The 12,616-nt window shown below is 47.7% G+C and carries 12 protein-coding genes; 7 read left to right on the forward strand and 5 right to left on the reverse strand.

Annotated features, from left to right (window positions below; genetic code table 11):
* The first annotated feature begins 9 nt into the window (after positions 1-9).
* Together FHS16_RS24765 and FHS16_RS24770 are read left to right on the forward strand one after the other, a co-directional pair.
* Complete coding sequence (locus FHS16_RS24765) at positions 10-993, forward strand: UDP-N-acetylglucosamine 4,6-dehydratase family protein (protein WP_183569213.1); 984 nt, start codon at positions 10-12, stop codon at positions 991-993.
* 58 nt (positions 994-1,051) lie between these two features.
* On the forward strand, positions 1,052-1,786 hold the full coding sequence (locus FHS16_RS24770; RefSeq protein ID WP_183569215.1) for a glycosyltransferase: 735 nt from the start codon (positions 1,052-1,054) through the stop codon (positions 1,784-1,786).
* A 69-nt stretch (positions 1,787-1,855) separates the two neighbouring features.
* Here the strand turns inward: FHS16_RS24770 and FHS16_RS24775 are convergent, their stop codons facing one another.
* The 3 genes from FHS16_RS24775 to FHS16_RS24785 form a co-directional block, all read right to left on the reverse strand.
* On the reverse strand, positions 1,856-3,169 hold the full coding sequence (locus tag FHS16_RS24775) for a nucleotide sugar dehydrogenase (protein WP_246431946.1): 1,314 nt from the start codon (positions 3,167-3,169) through the stop codon (positions 1,856-1,858).
* A gap of 88 nt (positions 3,170-3,257) precedes the next feature.
* Positions 3,258-4,553, reverse strand: coding sequence for a UDP-glucose dehydrogenase family protein (locus FHS16_RS24780; RefSeq protein WP_183569217.1), 1,296 nt, complete (start codon positions 4,551-4,553; stop codon positions 3,258-3,260).
* The gene (locus FHS16_RS24785; protein WP_183569219.1) at positions 4,550-5,542 is read right to left on the reverse strand and encodes a sugar phosphate nucleotidyltransferase; all 993 of its coding nucleotides are present in this window, start codon (positions 5,540-5,542) and stop codon (positions 4,550-4,552) included. The genes FHS16_RS24780 and FHS16_RS24785 overlap by 4 nt, the downstream gene beginning before the upstream one ends.
* A 210-nt stretch (positions 5,543-5,752) precedes the next feature.
* Here FHS16_RS24785 and FHS16_RS24790 point away from each other — a divergent pair, with 210 nt between their 5' ends.
* From FHS16_RS24790 to FHS16_RS24805, 4 genes are all read left to right on the forward strand, one after another.
* Complete coding sequence (locus FHS16_RS24790) at positions 5,753-6,769, forward strand: glycosyltransferase family 4 protein (RefSeq protein WP_312891082.1); 1,017 nt, start codon at positions 5,753-5,755, stop codon at positions 6,767-6,769.
* Entirely contained in the window at positions 6,763-7,452 is a 690-nt protein-coding gene (locus FHS16_RS24795) for a glycosyltransferase family 2 protein (protein WP_183569223.1), read from the forward strand. The genes FHS16_RS24790 and FHS16_RS24795 overlap by 7 nt, the downstream gene beginning before the upstream one ends.
* Positions 7,453-7,535: 83 nt before the next feature.
* Positions 7,536-8,522 carry a glycosyltransferase gene (locus tag FHS16_RS24800; protein WP_183569225.1) on the forward strand — a complete coding sequence of 329 codons (987 nt, stop codon included), beginning with the start codon at positions 7,536-7,538 and terminating at the stop codon, positions 8,520-8,522.
* Entirely contained in the window at positions 8,522-9,271 is a 750-nt protein-coding gene (locus FHS16_RS24805; protein ID WP_183569227.1) for a glycosyltransferase, read from the forward strand. The genes FHS16_RS24800 and FHS16_RS24805 overlap by 1 nt, the downstream gene beginning before the upstream one ends.
* A 67-nt stretch (positions 9,272-9,338) precedes the next feature.
* On the opposite strand, the gene FHS16_RS24810 is transcribed toward FHS16_RS24805, so the two are convergent.
* Together FHS16_RS24810 and FHS16_RS24815 are read right to left on the reverse strand one after the other, a co-directional pair.
* Complete coding sequence (locus tag FHS16_RS24810) at positions 9,339-10,484, reverse strand: hypothetical protein (RefSeq protein WP_183569229.1); 1,146 nt, start codon at positions 10,482-10,484, stop codon at positions 9,339-9,341.
* Positions 10,485-10,705: 221 nt separating this feature from the next.
* Entirely contained in the window at positions 10,706-11,431 is a 726-nt protein-coding gene (locus FHS16_RS24815) for a YhcN/YlaJ family sporulation lipoprotein (protein WP_183569231.1), read from the reverse strand.
* A gap of 158 nt (positions 11,432-11,589) precedes the next feature.
* Between FHS16_RS24815 and FHS16_RS24820 the strand changes: the two genes are divergently transcribed.
* Positions 11,590-12,597, forward strand: coding sequence for a ketoacyl-ACP synthase III (locus FHS16_RS24820; RefSeq protein ID WP_183569233.1), 1,008 nt, complete (start codon positions 11,590-11,592; stop codon positions 12,595-12,597).
* Positions 12,598-12,616: the final 19 nt, after the last annotated feature.

Raw genomic sequence — 12,616 nt, forward strand, 5'->3', positions numbered from 1 at the left:
GGGTTACACATGTTTACAAATAAAACGGTATTAATTACGGGCGGTACAGGCTCATGGGGACAAGAGCTGACTAGAAACCTACTAGGAGCGAATCCAAAGGAAATTCGCATCTTCTCCCGCAATGAATTTACGCAGGTCGATCTCAAAAGAAAATTCAACAGCCCGAAGCTCAATTTCATTATCGGGGACGTTCGCGATTATGATGCTGTGTACGAAGCTTGCCAAAACGTAGATTATGTCTTCCATCTTGCCGCGCTGAAGCATGTGCCGATTTGCGAATACCAGCCTTACGAAGCGCTCAAAACCAATGTGCTTGGCACCCAAAACATCATCCGCGCAAGCATCGCGCAAGGCGTCGAGAAGGTTATCGATGTCTCGACCGACAAAGCGGTAGACCCGATCAACTTCTATGGCATGACCAAAGCAATCGGCGAGAAAATCATTATTAAAGCCAATGATTTAAGCGAGAAAACACGTTTTGTTTGTATACGCGGCGGCAATGTGCTCGGAACGAACGGCAGCGTCGTTCCCTTGTTTAAACAGCAGATCATCGACGGTCAGGAGCTTACGCTTACCGATATCGACATGACGCGTTTCTTTCTGACCGTGCCTGAAGCAATTCAACTGCTGCTCAAGGCTACTGCGGTAGCCGTTGGAGGCGAAACCTTCGTTATGAAGATGCCGGCATGCAAAATCATCGATCTGATTCAGGTATTAAAAAATGTTTTCGGAGGATCGAACTTGCCGATCAAGGACATCGGTATTCGCCCAGGCGAGAAGCTGCACGAGGTATTGATCTCGCAATCCGAATCGCCTTACTCGTACAAGTATGATGAGCAATATTATGTCATTCTCCCTTCGCATCCAACGGAGCAGCTCTATAACCAATATAACCATCTCCCGAAAGTAACCTTCCCGTACTTCCAGTCCGACCAAGATCTCATGTCCTATGACGAGATTGAGACATTGCTAAGAAAAGGAAAATTCATTTAATACGATTAGAAATGAGGGGAAAGCAAACTTTAACGAACAAACCTAGGTGGTGTGCTTGGTGAAAACGAACAAGAAGAAAAGGAAGGCTGCGACCGATATTGGCGTTTCGATTATTACTTGCACGAATAAGCTGCCGTATATGTACAATATATTCAACAACTACGGCAGGCAAATCGTAGAGAACAAAGAGCTGATCATTATATTGAACAATGATCAGCTCAGCTTGGCCGATTGGCAGGAGCGCTCTGCTATTTATCCCAATATTTCCGTCTACCAGCTGCCCGAGTCCGTAAGTCTAGGCGAGTGCTTGAATTTCGCTGCCGAACGGAGCCGGTTCGATGTGCTGGCCAAATTCGATGACGATGATTTTTACTCGCGATATTATGTTAGCTCCGCGATTCATGCGCTGCAAACGACAAAAGCGGACATTATCGGAAAAAGTGCGTATCACACTTATTTGGAAGAGGACCGGTCTTTATCCCTTCGATTTCCCAATAGAGAAAACGCGTATACGAAACAAATTGCCGGAGCGACACTGCTGTTTCGCAAAAAAGTATTCCAAAGGGTGCGTTTTCAACCGATTTCCCTTGGCGAGGACGTTGCATTTCTTAGGGACTGCCGGTTATCGAACTTCAAAATTTTCACAACCAACCGTTACAATTACGTTTGCAACCGCAGGACGGATCCGAATCTTCACACTTGGAAGCCTGCGAAGGAATATTTCCTCAGTACAGGCATCTTCATTGCCCATACCGACGATTATCGCAAGTTCGTAGTCCAAGAATCCCTCTAATATCTGTATACAAAAACAAGGATGGCCGCGGCCATCCTTGTTTTTGCGTCAAATCCATCCATCCCTTTGTCAGCTCCAGCCTCCGCCGAACCTTACGACCTTGGCTTTGCCTTCTGCCCCGCCAGTCACATTGCGTGTGTCATAAATAAACGGAGCATGCTCAAGCAGCATCTGCAGCGGTAGGCTTGAGTGATCCGTCGCTATGACGACGCAATCCACCCCGCTTAGTACAGCCTCATCCAGTTCAACGCTCATGAGCTTCTCGCCTCCGACTTGTATGGTTGGGACATAAGGATCATGGTACATCACGCATTCCGCCTCGAGCTGAAGCATATGAATGAGCTCAATAGAGGCCGATTCCCTATGGTCGGCAATATCCCGCTTATAAGCTGCACCATATACTAAGATTCGTGCGCTCGACAACGGTTTTGGCGCCAAATGCAATTTCAACTGCTGTGTAATGTACATCGGCATGATGCGGTTGACCGTGTTCGATATTTGTATGAAATCCGATTTGATGCCATATTGCTTGATTTTCCATGCCAGATACGAAGGGTCTACCGGAATGCAATGGCCGCCGACCCCAGGACCGGGATAAAAAGCCTTGAAGCCAAACGGCTTCGTATTGGCTGCTTCAATAATTTCCCACAAATTTAATTCCAGTACATCACATATCATTGCCAGTTCATTAATAAAGGATATATTGACGAGACGATATGAATTTTCCAGCAGCTTTGTCATTTCAGCGGCATCCGTTGAAGAGACGCTATGCACGTGATTGAATACGCCGCTGTACAGCTCAACAATCCTACTCAAGCAGATCGGCGTAATGCCGCTGACTACTTTCGGAATTTGCGCGACTTTGTAATCCGTGTTGCCTGGGTCGACCCGCTCCGGCGAATAGGCTAGATTGACGTCTTCGCCAATCTTCCAATCGAAGGCGCTTAATAGAGGGAGCAGCACCTCGCGCGTCGTTCCCGGATACGTCGAGCTTTCCAAAACAACAAGCTGTCCCTTTCTTAGCCGGCAGCCGATTTCCCTAGCCGCCTGCGTAAGAAAGCTTAAATCCGGCGTCCCATAAGCAGTAAGCGGAGTCGGGACGCAAATCATAACCGCTTCGGCCGACTCCAGTTCACTGTACTGATCCGACGGCTTGAAGCGATTCGAAGCTATCGCTGCTTGGATCTCATCGTCCTGCACCTCTAGAATATAGCTCTTTCCTCTGCTTAGCTTATCGATCTTCTGCTTATCCAAATCAATGCCAAGCACATGAAAACCTCTCTCGGCAAATAGCAGCGCCAACGGAAGGCCCACATAGCCAAGCCCCACAATAGCTACGGTTCGCTGCTCATTTGGAGACCAAATGTCTGATTCCATATTCATACTCTATGATCTCGCCTTCTTTCTATTTGCAATAGTCAACTGAAATAGTATATGAAAGCTTCATAGGAAATGATTGGACAAATTGCGGCTAATCGTTGCTGCCAATGCTCTGATAATAGTAACCCAACGCCTGCATGTCATGCGCATTCAGGATGTTCCTGCCGTCGAATACATTGCCATGCGCCATCACATCCTTCATCTGGGCCCAGTCAATCCCCCGAATAATTGGCCATTCCGTGCAAAGAAAAACCGCATCCGCTTCCTTCAATGCTTCCTCCACCTCCAGGCACACAGCTACGGATTCATATTTCGCATCATGCGGGAGTGTCGCAATAGGGTCGTACAGCCGCAGCTGGGCCCGTTCATTCAAGAGGCTCTCGATGATGCGAAGAGCAGGGGCTTCCCTAATGTCATCGGTATCCGGCTTAAACGCCAAGCCTAGAATCGCTATTTTTTTGCCCGAAAAGCTTCCGAGCCGCGTTCTGGCCTTATCCGTCAAATAACTATGCTGTGTTTGATTAACCTTCACGACCTTCTCTAGCACGCTTAGCTCGATGTTGTTCTGCCTTGCTGTCAGAATTAAAGCAGATACATCCTTCGGAAAGCATGATCCCCCATAACCGATTCCTGCTTGCAAGAAGCTTGAGCCAATACGCGGGTCTAAACCAATTCCTCCTGCTACATCCTTCACGTTGACGTTCAGCTCATCGCAAAGCCTAGCAAGCTCATTAATATAGGATATTTTGGTAGCTAGAAACGCATTAGAAGCATATTTAATAAGCTCAGCCGTTCGCGGAGTAGTAATCACAAAGGGACACTTCACGGAATGGTAAAGCGATTTGAGTAGATTCGTCGCTCGCTTGCTCTCTGATCCGATGACGATACGATCCGGATTCAAGGCATCTGTCACCGCTTTTCCTTCACGGAGAAATTCCGGGTTGGACGCTACGTCGAAGGGGTAGAAATGCTCCTGCGCAGCCTCGATCCAGCCGGTGACCAGCTCCTGCGTCCCGACCGGAACCGTGCTTTTGGTGACGACCAGCTTGTAGCCGTTCATTTTCTGGCCGATCTCCGAGGCGACCTGCTTAACGAAGCGCAGATCGGCGCTGCCGTCCGGCCGTGACGGCGTTCCTACGCAGATAAAGATGACATCGCTCTCTTGAATGGCCTTGTCTTTGTCCGTTGTAAATTTGATTTGACCCGATTGTATATGCTTTTTCAATAAATCCTCCAAGCCCGGCTCATGGAAATGCAGCAGGCCCTGCCTGAGCTGCCTGATTTTGTGAACATCTGTATCAAGCCCCGTCACCTTCCAGCCAAGCTCGGCAAACACCATCGCCGTCGTTGAACCGACATAGCCGGTCCCGATCACTAATATTTTCATTCGTTTCCCCCTTCTTTCTGTGCCTGCAACCCCGTCATCGCGGATTGACGGCCAATTACCGTATCTTTCAACGGGTAAGGAATATGCTTTAAATGGACGCCGCTTAACAGAATGCTGTTTTCGATGTGGCAACCCTCAATTTGCGAATCTGCTCCAATCGACACATATGGACCGATTACGCAGTTTTTAAGGACGCAGCCCTGATTGATGGACACAGGGGCTATGATCGTGCAATTTTCTGCGACAACGGATTTATGAATGGCATTCTGAGGCGGGAGCACCGCCAGCATTTGACGATTCGCATCCAGCCACCGCCCTACCGTTCCGACATCCATGTTGAGCTGCTCGGTCACATGGTAGGTTACCTGCTTGCCATGCTCAATCAGCCATTGAATCGCATCGGTAATCTCATATTCCCCTCTGGGTGATGGCTTAATATGGTCCACGGCTTCGAATATGGTGCTGTCAAAAGCATAAGCGCCCAGAACGGCAAGCTTGGACTTCGGTGCCTTCGGCTTCTCCTCCAGCTGCACGATGCGTCCCTCCAGCACTTCTGCAATGCCATAATCCCGAGGATTCGCAACCTCTGCAAGCAGCAGGGAGCCATGGCTGCCTCTCTCCTCCACATCGAGCTTCAGCTCCGCCAGGCTTTGGGAAATTAAATTGTCTCCCAGCAGAAGCAGGAAGGCTTCCTCTCCGATAAACGTCTGAGCTTGCCTGACCGCGTCTGAGATGCCTCTCGCTTCATATTGGTAAATATATGTGATCGCGGCTCCCCAAGCTTCTCCATGGCCAACCTGCTCGCGAATCAAGCCTTCCTGCGATGGATGGATAACGACTCCAATTTCCACAATGGCAAGCTCAGTCAGCTTCTCGATGCAAGCCTGCAGAATAGAAATGTTGGCTACAGGAATAAGTGTTTTTGGAAAATTTAAAGTGATCGGATACAATCTTGTCCCTTTACCCGCACATAGGATAAGTCCTTTCAATTCGCATCTCCCCTAAAAAATCAGTTTCTATTAATCTATTAAATTGCAGCTTGATTGGTGTGGGCCAAGCTTCGCGAGTGAGATAGAATACAGCGGAACTTTCTTCGCCCAACTAATGAAAGTGCCGTGTCGTCTTCTGAAAACCGCTCATATCCTATCAAGAAATGCCCATGGATACTAACCTAAGGGAGCTGTGTACATTTGAAGATCGTGCAAGTATCGACAAATACGATTCCAGTTCCTCCAAAAGATTACGGCGGCACGCAGCGTGACGTTTATTATCTCACCGAGGAATTGGTTCGCCGCGGACACGAGGTCATCTTGTTCGCCAAGGAAGGCTCTACGGCTCAAGCTACCCAAACCTTTGAATATCCTTCCAACAATCCAAAAGAACAACTCGATTTCATCATAAAAAACATGCCTGAGGACGTTGATTTCATCCATGACCATTACGGTATCGTCGCGCAGGCGAACCCGCCGATCCCGACGATCCGCAATTCGCATTCAAAAGGCGTTAGCGGCGTTCAGCTTCCCGTCTACGTAAGCAGGATGATTTTACGGAAATACGGAAAAAGGAAAGGCTTCTACGTCTATAACGGGATTCGTGTCGAGGACTACGTTTTTCAAAAGAATAAAAGCAAGTATCTGCTCTTCCTTGGCCGATTGATTGAACAGAAAGGCGTGCACCTTGCGATCGAGATTGCCAAGAAAACCGGGAAAGAGCTTATCATCGCAGGTCCGCTGAATGACCGTAAATATTTTAACGCCAAAATAAAGCCCCATCTCAATAAACGCATCCGCTATGTGGGCTCGGTCGGCGGCAGAAAAAAGCAAGAATTGCTTGCCGGCGCAAGCTGCGTGCTCTTCACCTCCACTTGGGATGAACCGTTTGGCCTTGTACTGATCGAAGCGCTCGCAAGCGGGACTCCCGTTCTCGGCTTCAGGAAAGGCGCCATTCCTGAAGTGCTGAAGGGCTTGCCTCAGCTGATATGCGACAACACCAGGGACATGATCGCCAAAGTAAAGAACGCCAAGCGATTCCCGTCCCCCCATCGATGCAGGCGATACGTGCGCAAGCGTTTCTCCGATGTCGTCATGACCGATCAATTTCTCAAGCTCTATGAAAAAATTATTAAAGGGAACAAATACAAGCTCATCAAAAACTCTAAATGGAATAAGCGTAAAGCCCGGATCGTTAAACAGAACGAGGAGATGAAAGAATGGTAACCATCATTGCCTGCACGATGAGATCTTCATTTATGGATAATGTCTTCGCCAATTATGATCGGCAGACATGGAAAGACAAGGAAATGATTATTGTACTGAACAAAAACAACATGAACCTGGAGGCATGGAAAGAACGCGCAAGCCGTTATCCGAATAACGAAGTGCGCGTATTCAAGCTCCCGCAGAAGTATAAGCTTGGCAAATGCTTGAACTACGCCATTGCTCGGGCGAAGGACGGCATCATTACGAAGTTCGACGATGATGATTACTACGGGGCGAAGTATTTGAGGGAATCCGTGCGAGCGCTCAAAAAAGGGAAAGCCAAAATCATCGGCAAGCATACCTCCTACCTTTATTTTGAGGAAAAAAAGGCACTTATGGTGTTTCGTGCCGGCGGCGAGCGCAAATACCAAAGATCTGTTAAAGGAGGCACCCTTTTGTTCCGGAAATCCGTATGGAAAAAAGTGAAATTCCCCGAAAACAAATTGGTAGGCACCGATTCCGGATGGACTGGCAGATGCCGCCGAAGAGGCTATAAAATATATTCGGTTTCCAAAAAGCACTACGTCTGCATAAGAAGAAAAAACATTGGCTCCCACACGCAAAAAAAGAGTACGAAACGATACATGTCTCATTGCAAGCTGGTTCGTCATACCCGCAACTTCAAAAAATACGTTTCTTAATAGGGATGAACGGAATACCGCAATAGCTGGAACAGCGGGATCCGCTGTTCTCGGCTGCACCTAAACAGAGGAGCTGAGCGGCTTTGAGAATTGCTCAAATATCGAATAATACGATACCAGTGCCTCCCAAGGATTACGGGGGTACGCAGCGCGAGGTATACTATTTAACGGAGGAACTGCTCAGGCGCGGTCATAAGGTTTATTTGTTTGCCAAAAAAGGCACAAGCGCCCGTTCAACGAAAACCTTCTATTACCCATCCAACGATGCCAAGGAACAGCTCGCTTTTATTAAAAAAAACCTTCCGGACGGCATCGACTTCATTCATGACCATTACGGTATTGTCGCAAAAGCCAATCCTCCGATTCCCACCATTCGCAGCTCCCATTCCAAAGGGGTAACCGGCGTTCAGATACCCGTATATGTTAGCAAAAAAATATGGAGCAAATACGGCGATAGAAAAGGCTTCTTCGTGCATAATGGCATTCGGATGAAAGACTATACGTTCCGCAAAAAGAAAAAGAAGCATCTCCTCTTCCTTGGCCGGATCATGAAGGAAAAAGGAACCCATCTCGCTGTCAAGGTAGCCAAAAAAACAGGCAAGGACCTGATCCTCGCCGGTCCGATCCATGATAACAAATATTTCAAATCCAAAATCCAGCCGCATTTGAATAAGCATATCCGATATGTGGGACCCGTAGGCGGCAAGAAAAAGCAGCAGCTGCTTTCTGAGGCAAGCTGCGTGCTGTTCACGTCGACCTGGGATGAACCGTTCGGCCTCGTGCTTATCGAAGCGATGGCTTGCGGTACGCCTGCGCTCGGCTTCAAGAAAGGCGGGGCAGTGCCTGAAGTGCTGAAGGGCATGCCCGCGCTCATCTGCAAAAACACAAAAAGCATGATCGCGAAAGCCAAGCATCCGAAAAAGCTGCCCTCTGCACGGGCATGCCGGCGCTACGTCAAAACGAACTTCTCAGACCGTGCAATGACGAGCAAATTTCTGAAGCTGTACAAAAAAATCATTATGGAAAAGCAATATAAGCTCAATAAACAATCGACTTGGAACGAGATTTAATGAAGCTTGCGGCTGAAGGCGTTTCTATGATTGCTGCCACAGTCCGTGAGCCCTTTCTCCAGCAGATCTTTCACAATTACGATCGTCAGATCTGGACTCATAAAGAGCTGATTATTATCGTGAACGATAACGCAATTTCCTTGGCTCCTTACATGCAGAAGGCGCTGGATTATCCGAATGTATCCGTGTTTAGGGTAGATGAAGGTAAGAACCTGGGAGCCTGTCTGAATTACGGAGTAGCGCAAGCCAAATTCAATTATATTGCAAAGCTGGACGATGATGATTATTACTCACCTTATTATCTCACCGAGGCGATGCAGCAATTTTCAAGCTCTGATGCCGACATAGTAGGCAAACGCTCCTGCTACTTCTATTTTCCTCACCGCTCGAAGCTGTTATTCCGCAGAACCGCAGTCCGCGCCAATAGCCGATGCAAGAAAATAGCAGGAGCCACGATTATGTTTCACAGAAACGTCTTTGAAAAGGTGCAATTTCCCACCAAAGTCATACAAGGCTCAGATGTCCGTTTCATCCGCGCCTGTCTCGCGAACGGTTTTCGGTTATATACGACCTCCCGATACAATTTCGTTGCGTTCCGGCGAAAGGATCCAAGGTCGCATACCTGGAAAGTCAACGATTATCAATTGTTGTCTAGTAAAGGGGCTATCATCATCCGCACGACTAACTTCAATAAACATATTATGAAGCCGTTTCATATTGTTCCCTCCGGCATTGCAAGCAAGAGCTAACAGCCAAAAAAAAGCGGAGGCTGGCCCTGACTCACTCATCCTAGACGGTGAAAGTCAGCCTCCACTTTCATTTTCGGCGCTGTATGCGTTTGCGTCTAATTGATTTTCTTTTTTTACGGACAAGCTTTCGTCTTTTCAAGGCATTCGTTTTCTCAAAACTTTCATCCGGGCTGGGATCGAGCATGGCTTCATCCGTACTACTATATCCATTCATGAGCTCTTCGCCTGTGCCAAAATAGGCGTTCGTCAGCAAATATGGATTTTCCGTTTCTGGATTCTCATAATAATAGCGGCGGAACAACGATTTCGTAAGATCCGAGATGGCTTCTCCACTTGCAAATATGCTATAGCACCAAGGCACGCTCTCAACCGCCGCATCGCTTTCCGCTTCTATTCTAGCTCTGTAGTTTTCATAGAGCTCTTGATACAGCATGGCATTCGCGTCTTCGATCCAAGCCGTTGCCTGAAGAAACCCACTCGAGGGCAATATGATGCGAAGCGGCTGGCCTTCGATCTCATAGTGATTCGGTCCTGCAGCCGTAATATTCCAGCGCTCCATGAGATTATCTGCATTCACCAGATAACCCGGATTTCTAATCGCATATACGTTATCAAACAGCGTATGCGTGAAGTCAAGCCAGGATTGATCGGCAAAACGGCTGCTGTCGATCTCATAATAACAGTTGTTCTCGCTAAGCCTGCACCACCATTTCAAGAAATCATTCGTAATAGAGTGGCGTCTTAGCGCAACAAAGGCGGTATCGAATATACCTTTCTGGCGTACATTCGACTGCATATGGGCATCCAGCGACTCGGGAAAAACAACTTTGCTCGCCATCGCAATCGGATGCGCTTCCCATATCGTAGGAAGCTCGTTTAAGGGAGATAGCATCATCGTACCAGCGTCCATGCTGACAAAGTGATTCTCACTTCCATATTTATCGTATACGTATCGCACAGCAAAGGACCTGCAAGCCCGTTCTGCTTCTATTAATGTATATTGAAAGAAAAATTTCGACACACTATCCCATGCAGCAATATCTTTCATCAATACCGTCTCATCAAAATAAGAGCATTGCTTTGCGGCAGAAGGCAGCTTATCCTCCATTAATGCTACGACTATCTTGCTGCCGGGCATTTGTTCCTTGACCGATTTGGCCATGACGATCGCTTTAGGCAAGTGAACGGCACTAATTGCCGTTACGACAATCATCTAGATCCTACCTTGCTATTTCGTTGTAGTCTTTTATCACTCATGGTAGTTTGACCATCTCCTCTCCTACCCTATTCTATGAAGGACTAGAATGGCAGGAAACCCTATGATCTGTCTATATTTGAACCCTCATCGATGATAGAATCCGAGAGGGTGCAAGTTTACGCCAAAAGACGGCCGAAGTTATTCTTCTGCCGTCTTAACATGAACGCTTCTTCACCTTAGTCGTAAATCATTCGTTTCGTTTTTGTGCTTCTGTTCTCCACCTGGTCCTCTCCCGATTTCTTCGGGAAGATACGCTCAGCCATTGCGTTGAACTCTGCTATAAAGCCTTGGATGGGATGTCCGAGCTTCACATCATTCATATATGCGGTCATTCGTCCAACGAAGTCAGGGTTCGCGGATACGTACACATGCTCAATGCTTGGATTTAACTCTTTGATCTTATTCGCAATCTGATCTTTCATTGCTGCAGTCAACTGAGCATGACCGGTTGACAAGCTGCTCATGCGTCTGCTGATATCAGCGCCTTCTTTTCCCATATAGCCGTTGTTTGTACGGCTTAGCATTTTGGAATCCATATTAGGCTCGCCTTCGTCAAGGGAGACCGCTACATACGCGTTATGTTCTGTCAGCATGACGTAAGAGGCCTTAACTACTCCTAGATCCGTAATCTCCTTAGCGAGCTTCTCGCTCATCTCCATACGGTAATTTTTGTGGGAGCCAATAACATTATTGCTGTTCAGCCTTCGTCCATTCACCCGGTTCATTTCATTCATTTGATCATCGGCGAACCGTTTGTTTTTTAATAAATTGCCATTTGCATCATATCGAATGCTGTTTGATCGGATGTCTTTATTCCCAAGCTCACCGTGATTTTCCATGCAGCCTGCCAGCATCGTGCTAAGCAACACACCTGCAGACAAAGCAACGATTTGTTTGCGCATTGAGCCATCCTCCACCTGATTTAGTTTAGGTTCAAGACCTTTGCTTAGCGTTCGCCTGACAGGCGATGTCTATTCATTTCATTGACAATTGGCAAAGAATCAAGTAAATTAGTATCAACTACTAGTACTTGGTACTAATTCTGAAAGGAAGGCTCGCCATGAACGAAAAACAATCGATTAACCTTCAATCCAACGCAGTCATTACCGCAATCGGAACGTATGTACCAGAACGAATTGTAACGAATGCTGACATGGAGAAGCTTGTGGAAACAAGTGATGAGTGGATTGTCCAGCGTACAGGCATCAAGGAGCGTCGCATGGCTGCTGATGACCAATTCACGAGCCATCTTTGCTTCGGGGCCGTCGACAACATGATTGAGCGCTATGGCGTGCAGCTTTCCGATGTTGATTATATTATCGTAGCAACCTCGACCCCAGATGCTGTCTTCCCGAGCGTTGCTTCGCAGATTCAATCGCATTATGGAATCGTTCATGCCGGTTCTGTCGATATTCAAGCTGCCTGCGCCGGCTTTGCAGCGGCAATTCAGCTGGCTAACGGATTGCTGCTATCGGGGGCGCATCGTAAAATATTAGTGCTCGGCGCAGAAACCTTAACCAAAATTACGGACTACACGGACCGAACCACTTGTATTTTATTTGGGGATGGCGCTGGTGCGTTTTTAATGGAAACCTCCGATGACGGCCATGGAGACATTTCGGCTGTTTTCACCAAAACCGATGGCGCGCGCGGACATCTGCTCTACCGCAGCAGCTTAGCTTCTGTCATTGGCGAGAATGCTATACTAACGAACGGCTTCATTGTTCAGAATGGCCGTGAAGTATACCGTTGGGCCGTCAGCCACGTCGCAGAAGGCATTCAACAGCTTATGGACCGCAGCGGGTACGGTACGAATGATATCGATTGGTTCATACCGCATAGCGCCAACATGCGCATCATTGAATCGCTCTGTGAGAGAACCGGTTTCTCTCTCGAACAAACCTTATCCAGCATCAAACAATATGGCAATACATCTGCAGCCTCCATTCCGCTTGCGATCGATGAAGGCGTACGGGCAGGTATCGTCAAGCCAGGCCAGCTTATGCTGCTCTACGGCTTCGGCGGTGGATTAACCCAAGCCGGCGTTATCCTTCGCTGGTCTTTATAAAATAAGCCAAATCAGCCAT

Origin of the sequence: Paenibacillus endophyticus, from assembly GCF_014192395.1 — a bacterium.
Lineage (GTDB): Bacteria > Bacillota > Bacilli > Paenibacillales > Paenibacillaceae > Pristimantibacillus > Pristimantibacillus endophyticus.

Excerpts from the sequence above, each read along its gene's own strand:
- FHS16_RS24765 (WP_183569213.1), top strand. The coding sequence starts at position 10 with ATGTTTACAAATAAAACGGTATTAATTACGGGCGGTACAGGCTCATGG.
- FHS16_RS24775 (WP_246431946.1), bottom strand. The coding sequence starts at position 3,169 with ATGAATATGGAATCAGACATTTGGTCTCCAAATGAGCAGCGAACCGTA.
- FHS16_RS24780 (WP_183569217.1), bottom strand. The coding sequence starts at position 4,553 with ATGAAAATATTAGTGATCGGGACCGGCTATGTCGGTTCAACGACGGCG.
- FHS16_RS24795 (WP_183569223.1), top strand. The coding sequence starts at position 6,763 with ATGGTAACCATCATTGCCTGCACGATGAGATCTTCATTTATGGATAAT.
- FHS16_RS24805 (WP_183569227.1), top strand. The coding sequence starts at position 8,522 with ATGAAGCTTGCGGCTGAAGGCGTTTCTATGATTGCTGCCACAGTCCGT.
- FHS16_RS24810 (WP_183569229.1), bottom strand. The coding sequence starts at position 10,484 with ATGATTGTCGTAACGGCAATTAGTGCCGTTCACTTGCCTAAAGCGATC.
- FHS16_RS24815 (WP_183569231.1), bottom strand. The coding sequence starts at position 11,431 with ATGCGCAAACAAATCGTTGCTTTGTCTGCAGGTGTGTTGCTTAGCACG.
- FHS16_RS24820 (WP_183569233.1), top strand. The coding sequence starts at position 11,590 with ATGAACGAAAAACAATCGATTAACCTTCAATCCAACGCAGTCATTACC.